The organism is Peribacillus sp. TH16 (assembly GCF_016651095.1).
Lineage (GTDB): Bacteria > Bacillota > Bacilli > Bacillales > DSM-1321 > Peribacillus > Peribacillus butanolivorans.
This window is the reverse complement of the sequence record NZ_JAEKEM010000009.1, coordinates 1,122,593-1,139,281: the sequence shown is the minus strand read 5'-3', so window position 1 is coordinate 1,139,281 and position 16,689 is coordinate 1,122,593. Positions and strand designations below refer to the sequence as shown.

Here is a 16,689-nt window from a genome sequence, read left to right as displayed (position 1 = left end):
GTTGGCATGGCAAGACAACTTCTCTTTTTAGCCGTTTCGGCCACGTTTGGCGTTTCGGCCCATTCATTTTTTAGTGTAAGACTTTTAATCGTTTTCCTTATTTTCCTCTGTTTTATTTATTATTCGAGTGCGGGTGAAGGGAAGACCCTTATACTTCATGTGGTGATTATGGGGATTTTTTTAGGGTCCGCTACTGCCTCCGAACATCGAAACATCTCTTCTTATCAGGGAACGGAAAGTCGTTTTGTTATTACATTTACAGACCAACCGAAAATAGATGGAAATCTATTAAAAGGTTTCATCATCAGTGAACAAGGTGAACGGCTGATGCTTCGATATAAAGTAGCCTCCGAACAAGAAAAGGAAAAGCTGAATCAGTATCTTCGCATCGGTTTATCTTGTCCGGCCGAGGGAAATCTGCAGGTTCCTGACAAACACCGTAATGAAAACAGCTTCGATTATCAACGTTATCTCCTCCAGCAAAACACTCATTGGATATTTAAAGCGAGTTCTATTTCTTTTTCGAAATGCAAAAAGGTTGGAAACTCGATTGTCGTTTCAATTCGAAATTTGCGGATGAAAGGAATTTCGTATATAAAAAAACACTTCCCAGAAGAATCGAGTGGATTTGTCACAGCCCTAATTTTCGGTGATCAGACGGATATCGATGAAGGGGATCTTACTAACTATCAGCGTCTAGGTCTTGTTCATTTACTGGCGATTTCGGGACTTCATGTCAGTTTTTTAACGGGAATGTTGTTTTATCTTGGTATCCGCTTCGGAGTTACTCGCGAGAGAATGATGATTGCCATCCTTATCTTTCTTCCGATTTACATGATACTTTCAGGAGCAAGCCCGTCAGTGATGAGATCATGTTTGATGGCTATGGTATTCTTTTTGCTCATGCTTTTCAAGAAACGAATTTCAGCAGGTGCCACAATCGGTGCGGTCTATATGACCCTGCTATTTTTTCAGCCACTTATGCTCTATAATATTGGGTTTCAGCTTTCTTTCGCTGTCACCTTTTCAATCATTATGTCTTCGAAAATCTTTTTGCAGTACCCACAAAAGACACTACAACTTTTCATTGTCAGCTCAATCTGCCAATTGGCAGCCCTTCCGATTTTACTTTTTCACTTTTATGAAGTATCTTTCCTTGGTGTGCTTCTAAATGTACTGTATGTGCCTCTTTATTCCATCATTTTGCTGCCTTTTTCACTAATCACCCTCTTTATCCATCTGTTACTTCCTGTTTTAGGTCAACCCCTTATTTCGTTATTAAACTTCACCTTCCTGCTCAGTAATAAAGTCGCCGATGCTGCATCGAATCTTCCTCTTGCCTCCATTCCGTTTGGAAAACCACTTTTCATTATGATGTTGTTGCTTGTTGTTGCAGTTTTAGGACTGTTCCTGACTTGGGAGAAATCTTTTAGTAAATGTAAAATCTGGTGTGGAATAATGATTTTACTTTTACTTTTTCAATACAATCTACAAAAGCTATCTCCATTCGGTGAAGTACAGGTAATTGATGTTGGACAGGGTGATTCAATCTTAATTACTCTTCCGTTTAACCGAGGAAATTACTTGATTGATACGGGGGGACAAATTACCTTTCCTATGGAAATGTGGAAAAAAAAGCGAAAGACTTATAATACGGCTGATGATATCATTATCCCGCTGCTGAAAAGTAAGGGCATTCACCATTTGGACAAGCTGATTTTAACGCATGCCGATGCTGATCATATAGGAAGTGCAAAAGAACTCATTGAAAATTTCAAAGTTAAGGAGATAGTTATTGGAGGTTGGAGTGAGGACGATTATCGAGATAAAGACTTTGTTTCCATTGCAAGAGATAAGAGGGTAAAAGTGACAGTCGTACAAAGGGGCGAACATTGGAAAGTTGGGGAAGCTGAGTTTTTCGTTCTAGATCCACATAAAAAAGAAGAAAATAAGAATGATTCGTCCATTGTTTTATATACAGAGTTAGGGGGATTGTCCTGGGTATTTACCGGAGATATGGGGGAAGAGGGGGAAAAAGAATTGATGGATACTTACCCTCAGTTGCGGGCGCATATTTTGAAGGTCGGTCATCACGGCAGTAAGACTTCTTCCTCGAAGCCTTTTCTCGAACAATTGCAGCCAAAAGCAGCGCTTATTTCAGTTGGAAAAGAGAATAGGTACGGTCACCCACATGAACAAGTTATTGAGGCCTTGAAAGAATATAATATTTATTTGTTTAGGACGGATGAAGATGGTTCTATTATTTACAAGTATTACAAAAGTGAAGGAACCTTTCGGAAGACTATTCCATAGTATGTAGAAATCAAAAAGAAAGAGACTGCATCAGCAGCCTCCTTCAGGGAAAAATAAGTGCATTTTGAAAAATGAAATCAGGATCCGACTGCTTTAATGACGACAGCAATGGTGAACATGGCAGCGAAAAATACAAAAGAACCGATGAATCCCATAGCGGAATCAGCGACGTCATCAGTCTTTGATTGAACATTCTTTTCGAATTCGTTCATTGTTTACCCCTCCTATTTCTGCTAATAGTATAAAACATTACCAAAAAAAAATCTACAGGCCACATTTCTTCATTTCCTTTACTGACAAGAGTTGTCACAAATAGTTTGAAATTTTGAGGTCAAAATAAAGGTACAAACAAAGCAAGCGAAAAAGAAAAGTTCACTTTTTTGTTCTACATGAATACTTTACCCGCTTTCAAGGGAGTTTACCCGGGCCTTTCTTGAAAGTGTTCATATAGATCCGGAATTAGTCCTTTAGAGGGCTAGTTCCCTTTATAGCTTGTCAAATGGTTCATCCACCTATACCATTAGAGAAGAATACATAAAAAAGAGGCGGATTCTATTGGTATTAGACGTATGGAAAAGTATTAAAAAAGGGCAATTCGCGCCTGTATATTTGTTATATGGAACAGAAGCTTATTTAATTAATGAAACAAAGCAGCTTTTGATTGAGCATGTCCTTCACGAAGATGAAATGGATTTTAACTTTTCTCAATTTGATTTAGAAGAGACGCCGATTGAAACAGCGCTTGAGGACGTTGAAACTCTTCCTTTTATCGGGGAAAAACGCCTTGTCTTCATGCAAAATCCATTTTTTTTGACAGCTGAAAAAACGAAATCAAAAGTTGAACATAATGTAAAAAGACTGGAAGCGTATTTGGCTGACCCAGTTCCTTATTCTATTGTTGTTCTGACAGCTCCTTATGAAAAACTGGACGAACGGAAAAAGATTACCAAAGAACTGAAGCGTAATGCGGTTCTCGTTGAAGCGAAAAAGCTTGGCGATCATGAATTAAAGGCATGGGTTAAGGAGCGCGTTGCAGCTTATTCTGTCCAAATAGATGAACAAGCCACAGAACTTTTGCTCGAACTTGCAGGAACGAATCTGATGATGTTGACAAATGAACTTGATAAAATGGCACTTTATGTAGAAGCTGACAAACGAATTACCATTGAGGTTGTTGAAAAGTTAGTCGCTAAATCTCTAGAACAGAATATCTTCACACTTGTTGATCATGTTTTGCAGCGAAAAATGGAAAGTGCTATGACGATTTTTCACGATCTTCTTCGGCAGAATGAAGAGCCGATTAAAATCTTGAGTGTAATGGCCGGACAGATCCGACTTATGTATCAAGTGAAGGAGCTTTCGCGTCAAGGGTATAGTCAGCAAAAAATTGCAGGGCAATTGAAGGTGCATCCATACCGAGTAAAGCTAGCCCTAGAAAAAACGGGGAAATTCCAGGAACGCGAGTTGTTGAGTATAATGAACGATTTAGCTGAAGCGGATTATAAGATGAAATCGGGTCAAGCCGATAAGGCGATCACACTTGAGTTGCTGCTTTTGAAAATTAGATAACAATAAAAGGTGACAGAAATTCCTGTCACCTTTTTGGTGCGTAAAAAAAAACGATCCATAAGGATCGTTTAATTTTTGTCATTATGCGTTAAGAGCGTTAAGTCTTTTCGCTAAACGAGATTTTTTACGGGCTGCCGCATTTTTATGGATTAATCCTTTAGATGCAGCTTTGTCTAATTTTACAGCAGCTGTTAAAAGAGCTTCTTTAGCAGCTTCAACGTTTTCACCAGCTAATGCAACTTCAGCGTTTTTCACTGTAGTACGCATAGTTGATCTAACAGTAATGTTATGAACGCGTTTTTTGTCGTTGATTTTCACACGTTTAATAGCAGATTTAATGTTTGGCATTCCGTTCACCTCCTACAAAGAAATCGAGATTATATGAACTCGACTTTTCAAATCCATATCAAATAGCACAAGTGATATTCTATCAGACTGCTCATGAATATGCAATACTTCAGATTGAGAATCGAAAAGGAATTATAATTTCAGTAAATAAATTCATCTCGTCATATTTCATTGTACCAAAAAAATGAATAATAAAAAAGCTAAAACGACAGAATGTTTAAGAGAGACTATGGAAATTACTAGAGTTAGATACAAATCAAACATCAGGAGGCCGCTATGGAAAATCATTTGGACCTTAGTAAGTTCGGAATTCGGACAGATTTGGCGATTGAAGCAAAAGATATTGCTCTTGAAAATAAGGGTGTTGTTGAAGAAGTTGATGTTTCCCATATCGAAGGGGTCATAATAAAGGAAAAAGAAGTGGATGATCTGAAAATTTCCTTAGTCGAGGTCACGGCTGAGGGAGAAAAAGAGATTGGTAAAAAACAGGGGAGCTATTTAACCATTGAAGTTCAGGGTATCCGCCAACAGGATACGGACACACAGCAACGAGTGGAGAAGGTGTTTGCTGAAGAGCTAGCCTACTTCTTAAAAAGAAATAATATTACGAAAGAAAGCAGTTGTTTAGTCGTCGGCCTCGGTAATTGGAATGTGACCCCGGACGCTTTGGGGCCAGCCGTGGTCGAGAACCTGGTAGTCACAAGGCATTTGTTCGAGTTGCAACCAGAGTCTGTTAAAGAAGGTTATCGGCCGGTAAGTGCGATCTCTCCAGGTGTTATGGGGATTACAGGAATCGAGACGAGCGACATTATCAAAGGAGTCATTGAAAAAAGCAATCCTGATTTTCTCATCGTCATTGATGCCTTGGCAGCCCGTTCGATTGATCGGGTAAATTCAACGATTCAAATAACTGATACAGGCATTCATCCAGGGTCAGGTGTTGGAAATAAACGAAAGGAATTGAGTCAGGAGACACTGGGGGTTCCTGTTATAGCAATTGGAATACCTACCGTCGTTGATGCTGTATCAATTACTAGCGACTCGATTGATTATATTTTGAAGCACTTTGGCAAGGAACTGAATGAGGGTGACCGCCCATCACGTTCATTAGCCCCCGCAGGATTTAGTTTTGGGAAACGTAAAAAGTTGACTGATGAGGATATGCCAGGTGAAAAGGAACGGAAAACCTTCTTGGGCATGATTGGTGTCCTTCCGGACGAAGAAAAGCGGAAACTGATTTATGAAGTGCTTTCACCGCTCGGTCAAAATTTAATGGTTACACCAAAAGAAGTCGATGTTTTCATTGAGGACATGGCCAATTTGATAGCCAATGGATTGAATGCAGCGTTGCATGGGTCAATTAATCAAGAAAATACTGGCTACTATACCCGCTAGTTCATTTTAGTGCCCAAAAATGGTGTTCTACCCTTTCTAGCAAAGTCATAGGTATTAATAGACAAGCTATAGAGAGGGTGGAAGGATGAAAAGAAGAAATTCCCCAGGGATCATAACAGCTATTCACGGTTCAACTATAGTAAAAACTTTTCTAGGTATTCTCGCCTTGCTTCTTTTTGTTTTTTCCGTCAGCGGGGTCATGACGTCTCTACGACCGGAGTATCGGATATCTTCGGATTCCGTACATACCGTAGCGAACCAATTTTCAGGGAAAATGCTGTTCTCGATGCTGGCTAATGAAAATCATTACTTTTTTAATGCCCTGCCTGAAGGTAAACAAGAATCGGTGATCACAAATCAATTGATAAAAATCTCGACTAATATTTCTATGGAGGATCCGCGAAGCTTGCTTGGTCGGGAACTTCCAGGCTTCTCGATTTTTGATAATGAAATCCTTGTTGCTGGTGAAGGAACCAATTATACGAATATGCCGTATGAATCTTCGCCGCCGGTAGATGTCCTGAACGAAGAAAGGGATGCGTCCCTGCAAAATCTGGATGAGATCGAAGAACCTGAAAAAGGAGTGGCTAATCAGCCAAATCAGACAACCAATGGGCGAAAAGTTGTTGAAATTTATCATAGCCATAATCGGGAGTCATATCTCCCTTATTTAAAAGGGGTTACAAATCCTAATCTCGCCTATCACTCTAAAATCAATATTACAAAACTCGGGGCACGAATGGTGGAGGACTTGGCTGATAACGGGATAGGCTCATCGCTTGATAATACGGATATTATGGGCAATTTGAATAATAAGGGATTGAATTACAACAAATCCTATCAAGAGTCTCGTAAATCCGTTCAAACGGCATTGGCTACCAACAAAGATCTAGAATATATGATTGATATCCATCGTGATTCAAAACGAAAAAAACATACGACCATTAACATTAACGGTAAAGATTATGCCAAGATTGCCTTCGTCATTGGGGGAAATAACCCGAACTTTGAGAAAAATGCAGCGCTTGCCAATAAACTTCATAAAGCTCTGGAAAAAAAATACCCTGGCATTTCACGAGGGGTTATGAAACAAGGCGGAGCGGGTCATAATGGAGTATACAATCAGGATTTGTCAGGCAATGCCATGCTCATTGAAGTTGGCGGTGTTGATAATACGTTTGAAGAAATGTATTTAACCGTTGATGCATTTACCGATGTATTCAGTGAATTTTATTGGGATGCTAAAGCGGTGGATAAAACAACTGGAGAATCAGAAGCGAAGTAATTTGAGAGGAGTTCTCTAACATGGTTCGATTTTGGTTAAAATGCACGGGGATTATACTCGTATTATTTTTAGGCGTCCTTATTGGAATGCAGCAGGCGAATGACGGCATGAAAAAAATGAAGGGATATGAAGACCCCTCTTTGAATAGTGCATTTATTATCAACCAATCGGACCAAGGGGAGATGGAGGCGGATATCCTTGGTGAAAAAGTAACAAGTCATGATTTAGAGACGAAAAAAGAAAAGCTTGAAGAAATGAAGGCTTTCAACTTTTTCTCATCTCTTGGCAAGACTCTCGGCGAAACGATATCAGCGGCCTTTCAAGCGCTTATAAATATGATTTAAGCTTGCGCAAGAAAAGTCGAATAACTCTGTCGAAAGGCTGCATCCGAGAATTCGGAATGCAGCCTTTTTTTATCCCTGGCACTACAATGATGCTTCTTTTGTAACTATTCTGTTGAATCTTGCATTTTCTATTGATATAATAAAAAATAGTGTATTGTGTCGACTAGTGGGAGTGAACGTTATGAATAGAGAAGAAAAATTAAAAAGACAATCCAAGATTCGTAACTTTTCCATCATCGCTCATATTGATCATGGTAAATCTACATTGGCGGATCGTATCATAGAAAAAACGAACGCTATGACTCAACGTGAAATGAAGAGTCAGCTGTTAGATTCCATGGATTTAGAGCGTGAGCGTGGAATTACGATTAAATTGAATGCAATTCAATTAAAATATAATGCGAAAGATGGCGAAGAATACATTTTCCATCTTATTGATACACCAGGGCACGTCGATTTTACGTATGAGGTTTCGCGAAGCCTTGCTGCGTGTGAAGGTGCAGTCCTTGTTGTCGATGCGGCGCAGGGTATTGAGGCCCAGACGCTTGCAAACGTATATTTAGCATTGGATAACAATTTGGAAATCATCCCGGTCATCAATAAAATTGACTTGCCGAGTGCTGATCCAGAACGTGTTCGTAATGAAATTGAGGAAGTAATCGGGTTGGATGCTTCTGATGCAGTTTTGGCTTCAGCTAAAGCCGGTATCGGAATCGAGGAGATTTTGGAGCAGGTCGTTGAATTAGTACCGGCACCACAAGGAGATCCTGAAGCACCGTTTAAGGCGCTTATTTTTGACTCGCTATTTGATGCATATCGGGGTGTAGTTGCCTATATCCGGGTTGTTGAAGGGTCTATTAAAGTGGGCGACAAAATTAAAATGATGTCCACAGGCAAAGAATTTGATGTCACGGAATTGGGTGTCTTTAATCCAAAAACACAACTGCTTGATGAACTAAACGTAGGTGATGTTGGTTTCCTTACAGCAGCTATTAAAAACGTTGGTGATACGACAGTTGGTGATACGATTACTAGTGCTGTGAATAGTGCGACAGAGCCGCTGCCAGGTTATCGGAAAATGAATCCGATGGTATATTGCGGTTTGTATCCGATTGACGCATCGAAATTCAATGATCTACGGGATGCATTAGAGAAATTGGAATTGAATGATTCAGCGCTGCAGTTTGAGGCGGAATCATCTCAAGCATTAGGCTTTGGTTTCCGTTGCGGTTTCCTAGGACTTCTTCATATGGAAATCATCCAAGAGCGTATTGAACGTGAATTCAAAATTGATCTAATTACTACTGCGCCAAGTGTTATTTACGATGTCGTTCAAACTGATGGAACGGTTTTGAAGGTTGATAACCCATCTAACATGCCGGATGCCCAAAAGATTGAACGTGTTGAGGAGCCATATGTAAAAGCAACAATGATGGCACCAACAGAATTTGTAGGCACAATCATGGAAATCTGTCAGAATAAACGCGGGAACTTCATTGATATGGAATATATCGATGAGACACGTGTAAGTATTCACTATGAAATACCATTGTCGGAAATCGTATATGATTTCTTTGATCAATTGAAATCAAATACAAGGGGCTATGCTTCATTTGATTATGAATTAATCGGCTACAAACCGTCCAAGCTTGTGAAGATGGATATTTTACTGAATGCTGAGACGGTCGATGCTTTAAGTTTCATCGTTCATAAGGACTTCGCTTATGAGCGTGGTAAAGTTATTGTTGAGAAATTGAAGAAATTGATTCCAAGACAACAGTTTGAAGTTCCAATTCAAGCAGCTATTGGACAAAAAATCGTGGCTCGTTCTTCTATTAGTGCAATGCGTAAAAACGTACTCGCTAAATGTTACGGTGGCGATATTTCCCGTAAACGTAAATTGCTTGAAAAACAAAAAGAAGGTAAAAAGCGGATGAAACAGGTAGGTTCTGTTGAAGTACCGCAGGAAGCTTTCATGGCTGTTTTGAAAATGGATGATACGACTCCAAAAAAATAAATGATAGATAGAAAAAAGAGGGTAGAGAAGATCTAGCCTCTTTTTCTATCGACTCAATCGATTAAAGGTTGTGAACACAATGATTAAAAGTGCCTACCTCCACATACCGTTTTGTGAACATATTTGTCACTATTGTGATTTTAATAAAGTGTTTTTGCAGGGGCAGCCAGTCGACGAATATTTACGGATGATGAAAAGAGAAATGGAAATGCAACTTGCAAAGTATCCAACAACAGGATTGGACACGGTTTTCGTCGGCGGAGGGACACCAACCTCTCTTGATGAAAAACAACTTGCATTCTTATGTGAAGCAATCAATGAAACCCTTCCTTTTGATTCAAAGAAGGCTGAATATACATTCGAGGCTAATCCTGGGGATCTTTCAAAAGAAAAGCTTGAAATACTATTTCATTCCGGTGTGAATAGGCTTAGCTTTGGGGTGCAAAGCTTCAATGATGAATTATTAAAGCGAATTGGTCGGACACATCGGGCATCTGAAGTATATGAAACGATTCATTTGGCTCAAGAGGTTGGCTTTACAAATATAAGTATCGACTTGATTTATGGATTGCCAGGTCAAACGATGGAAGACTTCAAGGATACGCTAGATAAGGCCCTTGCACTACAGCTTCCTCATTATTCCAGTTACTCATTAATTGTTGAGCCTAAGACGGTTTTCTATAATCAAATGAGAAGAGGGAAATTAAATCTTCCGCCTCAGGAGCTTGAGGCTTCCATGTATGAACGGCTGATGGAAGAGATGGAGAAACATGGTCTGCATCAATATGAAATCAGTAATTTTGCTCGTCCTGGATTTGAAAGCCGACACAATTTAACATATTGGGATAATGTAGAATATTATGGGATTGGTGCGGGAGCACATGGCTATACTGGGGGAAAAAGAGTGGCCAATCATGGGCCAGTGAAAAAATACATTACGCCATTGACGGTGAACGAGTTACCTGTTTTGGAAGAACATCCTGTACCACTCCATGAAAAGATGGAAGAGGAGATGTTTTTAGGACTTAGAAAAACAGAAGGAGTTTCATTGGAAAACTTCAAGAATAAATTTTCTGTTGAAATGACGGAAATTTTCGGGAAATCGCTCGAAGAAGAATCGGCAAAGGGTCTGCTTACGATTGAAGGTGGGTTTGTCCGATTGACTGAGCAGGGGAAATTGCTTGGTAATGAAGTGTTCCAATCGTTTTTAGGCGTTGCTGATTCCGAGTGATGGAAATCTCTTGTTATTTTATCAATGAATTAGCGGTTTTCATTGTTGACATCATAAGCTTCATTTGATAATTTATTAGTATATTAGCACTCAAAGAGACAGAGTGCTAACAGAGGTGATCATACATGCTAACTGATCGTCAATTATTGATTCTGCAAGTGATAATCGAGGATTTTATCCATTCTGCCCAGCCAGTCGGGTCGCGAAGCTTGTCGAAGAAAGATGAAATTACGTTCAGCTCTGCCACAATCCGTAACGAAATGTCTGATCTTGAAGAATTGGGTTTTTTAGAAAAAACTCATACATCTTCTGGTAGAATACCTTCTGAAAAAGGGTATAGATATTATGTGGATCATTTGCTTTCTCCTCAAGCTCCGAAAAAGAATGAAATGAAATTGTTAAAATCTGTTTTTGTTGAGCGAATCTATGAGCTAGAAAAGATTGTTCAAAAGTCAGCAAAAATTCTTTCTGAACTGACGAATTATACGGCAATTGTACTAGGTCCAAAAGTCAATGAACATAAGTTGAAAAAAATTCAGATCGTACCATTGAGTCCGGATGCTGCAATTGCAATCATTATTACTGATACAGGTCATGTGGAAAATCGAATGATTTCCTTGCCCCCTTCTTTTGATATAAATGAAATTGAAAAGATGGTGAACATTTTAAATGCCCGTTTAGTCGATGTTCCGCTTGTTGATTTAAAAGATAAGATCTATAAGGAGGTGGCTGCTCTATTAAGCCACCACATTCATAATTATGGATCGATTGTTTCTGTTCTAGCGGATACCTTGACGGATACAAAGCCTGAAAAAATATTTTTCGGCGGGAAAACGAATATGCTAAGGCAGCCGGAGTTCCATGACATTGCAAAGGTAAGTACACTTTTATCGATGATTGAGCAGGAACAAGGGTTTTATGATCTTATTACTCAAAATCCAGCGGGCATTCACGTCAAGATTGGCCGTGAAAATCAAAATACGGTACTTGATGACTGCAGCTTAATTACCGCAACCTACTCAATCGGACATGAACAAGTGGGCACATTAGCGATACTAGGTCCAACGAGAATGGAATATTCGAGAGTAATCAGTCTGCTTTCGTTTTTCTCGAAAGATTTAACGACTCTGATGACTAAACTGTATCAAAAATAGGAGCAAAGGTAATATTGTTAAGGTGGCGGGGATGTAAATTCCCCAGCCTGACTTATTACTTAAGCATAAATTGTATAACCCTTTTAGGGAGGTGAGATTGTGACAGAAAATAAAAACGAAGAACAAACATTAGAAAATGAAACAATCGAGGAAAGCGCTGCAGAAGCTGTATTTGCTGAAGAGGAAATTCCAGCGGAACAAAATCAGGAGGAAACTCCGGTTGAGAAAGATGAACTTCAATTGGCTCATGAAAAGATTGCTGAGCTACAGGCTAAAATCGAAGAAATGGATAACCGTTATCTTCGTCTGCAGGCCGATTTTGATAATTCAAGACGCCGTGCCAAGCTTGATATGGAAGCGGCTCAAAAATATAGAGTTCAAAGTATTGCTGGTGATTTAGTCGAGGCTCTTGATAATTTTGAAAGAGCGACAAAAATCGAAGCTGATAATGAACAGACAAAATCCCTGCTTCAAGGGATGGAAATGGTCTACAAAGCGATTATTGATGCATTGACTAAAGAAGGCATCGAACCAATTAGTTCGGTTGGTGAAGAATTTGATCCGCGTTTACATCAAGCGGTCATGCAAGTTCAAGATGAAAACTTTGGTTCTAACATCGTTGTCGAGGAGTTCCAAAAAGGATATGTTCTTAAAGACAGAGTGCTTCGTCCTGCAATGGTAAAAGTAAACGAATAATAGAAATTACATACAAATAATTGGGAGGTAGTGAAACTATGAGCAAGATTATTGGTATTGACTTAGGTACAACAAACTCTTGTGTATCTGTACTTGAAGGCGGGGAACCAAAAGTTATCCCGAATCCAGAAGGAAACCGTACAACTCCATCCGTAGTGGCATTCAAAAATGGTGAAAGACAAGTAGGGGAAGTGGCAAAACGCCAAGCAATTACAAACCCGAACACGATCATTTCTATTAAACGTCATATGGGTACTAATCATAAAGAAGTAATTGAAGGAAAAGAATACTCACCGCAGGAAGTTTCTGCAATCATCCTTCAATACTTAAAATCATATGCTGAAGAGTATCTTGGTGAAAAAGTTACAAAAGCGGTTATCACTGTACCTGCTTACTTCAATGATGCAGAACGTCAAGCAACGAAAGATGCTGGTCAAATTGCTGGACTTGAAGTAGAACGTATTATTAACGAACCGACAGCTGCAGCACTTGCATACGGTTTAGATAAAACAGATGAAGACCAAACAATTCTTGTATTCGACCTTGGTGGCGGTACATTTGACGTATCAGTCATGGAACTTGGCGATGGCGTATTCGAAGTTAAATCCACTGCTGGTGACAACCGTCTAGGTGGAGATGATTTCGACCAAGTCATCATTGATTACCTAGTAGAAGCATTCAAGAAAGAAAATGGAATCGATCTTTCTAAAGACAAAATGGCAGTTCAACGTTTGAAAGATGCAGCTGAAAAAGCGAAAAAAGATCTTTCAGGTGTAACTTCTACACAAATTTCATTGCCATTCATCACAGCTGGAGATGCTGGCCCGCTTCACTTAGACGTAACAATGACTAGAGCTAAATTCGATGAACTTTCTTCAAGTCTTGTGGAACGTACAATGGGACCTACTCGTCAAGCGATGAAAGATGCAGGTCTTTCAGCATCTGAAATCGATAAAGTCATCCTTGTTGGTGGATCTACGCGTATTCCTGCGGTTGTTGAAGCAATCAAAAAGGAAATCGGTCAAGAACCAAGCAAAGGTGTTAACCCTGATGAAGTAGTAGCTATGGGTGCTGCGATTCAAGGTGGCGTATTAACAGGGGATGTTAAAGACGTTGTTCTTTTAGACGTAACTCCACTTTCACTTGGAATTGAAACAATGGGCGGCGTGTTCACGAAATTAATCGACCGTAATACAACAATTCCAACAAGTAAATCACAAGTATTCTCAACAGCGGCTGATAATCAAACAGCTGTAGATATCCATGTTCTTCAAGGTGAACGTCCGATGTCAGCAGACAACAAAACGCTTGGTCGTTTCCAATTGAGTGACATTCCACCGGCACCGCGCGGAATTCCACAAGTCGAAGTAACTTTCGACATTGATAAAAATGGTATTGTAAACGTTCGTGCAAAAGATCTTGGCACAAACAAAGAACAAGCAATCACAATCAAATCATCTTCAGGACTTTCTGATGAAGAAATCGACCGCATGGTACGTGAAGCAGAAGAAAATGCTGATAGTGATAAACAACGTAAAGAAGAAGTTGAACTTCGTAACGAAGCAGATCAACTAGTCTTCCAAACGGAAAAAACGCTTAAAGATCTAGAAGGTAAAGTAGACGAAGCGGAAGTAACAAAAGCAAACGAAGCGAAGGATGAACTGAAAGCAGCAATCGAGAAAAATGAGCTTGAAGAAATCCGTGTGAAAAAAGATGCACTTAACGAAATCGTTCAAGCTTTGACAATGAAGCTTTATGAAGAAGCTGCAAAAGCTCAGCAAGCAGGCCAAGAGGGTGCTGGCGAAGCTGGTGCAAAAGACGATAATGTAGTTGATGCAGAATATACAGAAGTAAACGAAGAAGAGAAAAAATAAAAAAGTGACCCTGTTGGGACGCTGATATATTGGGCAGGGATTTCTGCCTGTAATTGTAGAAAAGTCAAAGTCAGGTTATCTTGGCTTTGGCTTTTTTACAATGGGTGAAATCAAAGTCCGGAAGTAATGGCAGCTGGTATTCTTTTATTCTTACAATCGCTAGTGGGGAATCATAAGACTATGGAGAAAAATAGGTGCAAATTTGAGGCAGATGTCTTCTTTTACGAAAAAGTGTTCAAGCCGTTTGTACTTTTCTAGTTGATTATTATCTTCGTTCAGTGATAATATTACCTTTATGTGAATCGAATCGGGAGTGGATTTTAGATATGAGTAAACGTGATTATTATGAGGTGTTAGGCCTTTCGAAGAGTGCTTCGAAGGATGAAATCAAAAAAGCGTATCGAAAGCTCTCCAAACAATATCATCCTGATATTAATAAAGCGGAAGATGCTGCGGATAAATTCAAGGAAATTAAGGAAGCTTACGAGGTATTAAGCGACGAGCAGAAAAAGGCTCATTATGACCAATTTGGACATACAGATCCAAATCAGGGCTTCGGTGGCCAGGACTTTGGCGGTTTCGGTGGTTTTGAAGATATTTTCAGTAGTTTCTTTGGAGGAGGCGGACGTAGAAGAGATCCTAATGCACCGCGCCAAGGGGCTGATTTACAGTATACGATGACGCTTTCTTTTGAAGAGGCTGCATTCGGAAAAGATACTGAAATCGAAATTCCGCGTGAAGAGAATTGTGATACATGTAAAGGATCGGGTGCTAAGCCTGGCACAAAAGTGGAGAACTGTTCACACTGTCATGGAACAGGCCAATTAAATGTTGAACAAAACACGGCATTCGGACGTATTGTGAACCGGAGAGCATGTCACCATTGTCAAGGAACAGGAAAAATCATTCCTAATAAATGTTCAACTTGCGGCGGCGACGGTAAAGTTCAAAAACGCAAAAAAATCCAAGTCAAGGTGCCAGCCGGAATCGATGATGGCCAGCAACTGCGTGTATCCGGTCAAGGCGAGCCTGGAATCAATGGTGGTCCAGCTGGAGACCTTTATGTAGTCTTCCATGTTCGTAGCCACGAATTCTTTGAAAGAGATGGCGATGATATTTATTGTGAAATGCCGGTTACTTTTGCTCAGGCAGCATTAGGAGATGAAATTGAAGTTCCTACTTTGCATGGTAAAGTTAAGTTGAAGATACCTGCAGGAACACAAACAAGCACGCGTTTCCGTTTAAAAGGAAAAGGGGTTCCGAATGTAAGAGGATATGGCCAAGGAGATCAGCATGTGGTCGTATTAGTGGTTACACCTAAAAAATTAAGTGAAAAACAAAAGGACCTTCTTCGTGAGTTCAACGATATCAGCGGACAATCAGGTATAGATGAACAAGAAGATGGCTTTTTCTCAAAGGTAAAGCGTGCTTTTAAAGATAGGTGAAGACAAGTAAAGAAATTGGGAGCTGGTAGATTATGAAGTGGTCTGAATTTGCAATCCATACAACAAATGAAGCGGTTGAACCTGTTTCAAATATTCTTCATGAGGCAGGTGCAAGCGGTGTTGTCATTGAGGATCCCCTTGAATTAGTCAAAGAACGTGAAAATGTTTTTGGCGAAATCTACCACCTAAACCCAGCTGATTATCCGGATGAAGGTGTGTTGATTAAGGCATATTTGCCGGTTAACAGCTTCCTTGGCGAAACTGTTGATGCTATTAAGGAATCAATTAATAATCTCCTTCTTTTTGATATCGATCTTGGGAAGAATGTTGTTTCAATTAGTGAAGTGAATGAAGAAGAATGGGCAACGGCTTGGAAAAAATATTATAATCCGGTCAAGATTTCTGAACGTTTTACTATTGTTCCTACATGGGAAGATTACACTCCTGTAAGCAGTGATGAATTAATCATTGAACTTGATCCTGGTATGGCTTTTGGAACAGGTACCCACCCGACAACGGTTATGTGTATCCAAGCACTTGAACGTACAGTTCAGCCGGGTGACTTAGTTGTTGATGTAGGAACGGGTTCCGGTGTTTTAAGTATTGCAGCGGCATTATTAGAGGCGAAACAAGTTCAGTCGCTTGATTTGGATGACGTAGCTGTACAGTCTGCTAAGCAAAATGTAGAACTTAACAACGTTCAAGACAGAGTTTCTGTTTCTCAAGGTAACTTGTTGGACGGCGTAAGCGAACAAGCAGATGTCGTTGTAGCTAATATATTAGCTGAAGTCATTATGCTCTTTACAGATGATGTAGCAAAAGTGGTTAAACCTGGTGGGTATTTTATAGCTTCTGGGATTATCCAGCCAAAGAAACAGGATGTGAAGGATGCAATTATAGCTTCCGGATTCACAGTTGAGGAAACCATTTTGATGGAAGATTGGGTAGCAATCATCGCGAAAAGAAATGATTAAATGAAAAGTTACTCTGATTATCGTATATTTGGATAGTCAGAGTA

The 16,689-nt window shown here is 39.7% G+C and carries 14 protein-coding genes; 12 read left to right on the top strand and 2 right to left on the bottom strand.

The genetic code is table 11. The features are described 5' to 3' along the window. Window positions 1-6 precede the first annotated feature (6 nt). Complete coding sequence (locus tag JFV29_RS19510) at window positions 7-2,313, top strand: DNA internalization-related competence protein ComEC/Rec2 (RefSeq protein ID WP_201185870.1); 2,307 nt, start codon at window positions 7-9, stop codon at window positions 2,311-2,313. 77 nt (window positions 2,314-2,390) lie between these two features. Here the strand turns inward: JFV29_RS19510 and JFV29_RS19505 are convergent, their stop codons facing one another. Continuing rightward, window positions 2,391-2,525, bottom strand: coding sequence for a YqzM family protein (locus JFV29_RS19505; protein ID WP_081108861.1), 135 nt, complete (start codon window positions 2,523-2,525; stop codon window positions 2,391-2,393). Window positions 2,526-2,868: 343 nt separating this feature from the next. Between JFV29_RS19505 and holA the strand changes: the two genes are divergently transcribed. Beyond that, complete coding sequence (gene holA / locus JFV29_RS19500; protein ID WP_056528604.1) at window positions 2,869-3,882, top strand: DNA polymerase III subunit delta; 1,014 nt, start codon at window positions 2,869-2,871, stop codon at window positions 3,880-3,882. An 81-nt stretch (window positions 3,883-3,963) separates the two neighbouring features. On the opposite strand, the gene rpsT is transcribed toward holA, so the two are convergent. Continuing rightward, window positions 3,964-4,230 carry a 30S ribosomal protein S20 gene (rpsT, locus tag JFV29_RS19495; protein ID WP_034308554.1) on the bottom strand — a complete coding sequence of 89 codons (267 nt, stop codon included), beginning with the start codon at window positions 4,228-4,230 and terminating at the stop codon, window positions 3,964-3,966. 276 nt (window positions 4,231-4,506) lie between these two features. On the opposite strand from rpsT, the gene gpr reads away from it, so the two are divergent. The 10 genes from gpr (at window position 4,507) to prmA (ending at window position 16,645) form a co-directional block, all read left to right on the top strand. Beyond that, a complete protein-coding gene (gene gpr, locus JFV29_RS19490) occupies window positions 4,507-5,625 on the top strand; it encodes a GPR endopeptidase (RefSeq protein ID WP_201185868.1) in 1,119 nt (372 codons plus the stop codon). Between the two features lie 85 nt (window positions 5,626-5,710). Continuing rightward, window positions 5,711-6,910 (top strand): stage II sporulation protein P, encoded by a 1,200-nt coding sequence (spoIIP, locus tag JFV29_RS19485; protein ID WP_201185865.1) that lies wholly within the window; start codon window positions 5,711-5,713, stop codon window positions 6,908-6,910. Window positions 6,911-6,930: 20 nt separating this feature from the next. Next, a complete protein-coding gene (locus JFV29_RS19480) occupies window positions 6,931-7,254 on the top strand; it encodes a YqxA family protein (RefSeq protein WP_056528609.1) in 324 nt (107 codons plus the stop codon). Between the two features lie 181 nt (window positions 7,255-7,435). Further along, window positions 7,436-9,271: a translation elongation factor 4 gene (gene lepA, locus JFV29_RS19475; protein WP_056528610.1), complete on the top strand. Its 1,836-nt coding sequence runs from the start codon at window positions 7,436-7,438 to the stop codon at window positions 9,269-9,271. 79 nt (window positions 9,272-9,350) lie between these two features. Continuing rightward, window positions 9,351-10,502 (top strand): radical SAM family heme chaperone HemW, encoded by a 1,152-nt coding sequence (gene hemW, locus JFV29_RS19470; protein WP_057218741.1) that lies wholly within the window; start codon window positions 9,351-9,353, stop codon window positions 10,500-10,502. Window positions 10,503-10,627: 125 nt separating this feature from the next. After that, on the top strand, window positions 10,628-11,656 hold the full coding sequence (gene hrcA, locus JFV29_RS19465) for a heat-inducible transcriptional repressor HrcA (RefSeq protein WP_201185863.1): 1,029 nt from the start codon (window positions 10,628-10,630) through the stop codon (window positions 11,654-11,656). Between the two features lie 99 nt (window positions 11,657-11,755). Further along, entirely contained in the window at window positions 11,756-12,352 is a 597-nt protein-coding gene (grpE, locus tag JFV29_RS19460) for a nucleotide exchange factor GrpE (RefSeq protein ID WP_053347013.1), read from the top strand. A gap of 38 nt (window positions 12,353-12,390) precedes the next feature. Then, entirely contained in the window at window positions 12,391-14,226 is a 1,836-nt protein-coding gene (gene dnaK / locus JFV29_RS19455) for a molecular chaperone DnaK (protein WP_053347012.1), read from the top strand. A 326-nt stretch (window positions 14,227-14,552) separates the two neighbouring features. Further along, the gene (gene dnaJ / locus JFV29_RS19450; RefSeq protein ID WP_053347011.1) at window positions 14,553-15,671 is read left to right on the top strand and encodes a molecular chaperone DnaJ; all 1,119 of its coding nucleotides are present in this window, start codon (window positions 14,553-14,555) and stop codon (window positions 15,669-15,671) included. 32 nt (window positions 15,672-15,703) lie between these two features. Continuing rightward, complete coding sequence (gene prmA, locus JFV29_RS19445; RefSeq protein ID WP_201185861.1) at window positions 15,704-16,645, top strand: 50S ribosomal protein L11 methyltransferase; 942 nt, start codon at window positions 15,704-15,706, stop codon at window positions 16,643-16,645. Window positions 16,646-16,689: the final 44 nt, after the last annotated feature.

Coding starts and splice junctions, on each gene's coding strand:
- JFV29_RS19510 (WP_201185870.1), top strand. CDS start 7: ATGGCAAGACAACTTCTCTTTTTAGCCGTTTCGGCCACGTTTGGCGTT.
- JFV29_RS19505 (WP_081108861.1), bottom strand. CDS start 2,525: ATGAACGAATTCGAAAAGAATGTTCAATCAAAGACTGATGACGTCGCT.
- rpsT (WP_034308554.1), bottom strand. CDS start 4,230: ATGCCAAACATTAAATCTGCTATTAAACGTGTGAAAATCAACGACAAA.
- gpr (WP_201185868.1), top strand. CDS start 4,507: ATGGAAAATCATTTGGACCTTAGTAAGTTCGGAATTCGGACAGATTTG.
- spoIIP (WP_201185865.1), top strand. CDS start 5,711: ATGAAAAGAAGAAATTCCCCAGGGATCATAACAGCTATTCACGGTTCA.
- JFV29_RS19480 (WP_056528609.1), top strand. CDS start 6,931: ATGGTTCGATTTTGGTTAAAATGCACGGGGATTATACTCGTATTATTT.
- lepA (WP_056528610.1), top strand. CDS start 7,436: ATGAATAGAGAAGAAAAATTAAAAAGACAATCCAAGATTCGTAACTTT.
- hemW (WP_057218741.1), top strand. CDS start 9,351: ATGATTAAAAGTGCCTACCTCCACATACCGTTTTGTGAACATATTTGT.
- hrcA (WP_201185863.1), top strand. CDS start 10,628: ATGCTAACTGATCGTCAATTATTGATTCTGCAAGTGATAATCGAGGAT.
- dnaK (WP_053347012.1), top strand. CDS start 12,391: ATGAGCAAGATTATTGGTATTGACTTAGGTACAACAAACTCTTGTGTA.
- dnaJ (WP_053347011.1), top strand. CDS start 14,553: ATGAGTAAACGTGATTATTATGAGGTGTTAGGCCTTTCGAAGAGTGCT.
- prmA (WP_201185861.1), top strand. CDS start 15,704: ATGAAGTGGTCTGAATTTGCAATCCATACAACAAATGAAGCGGTTGAA.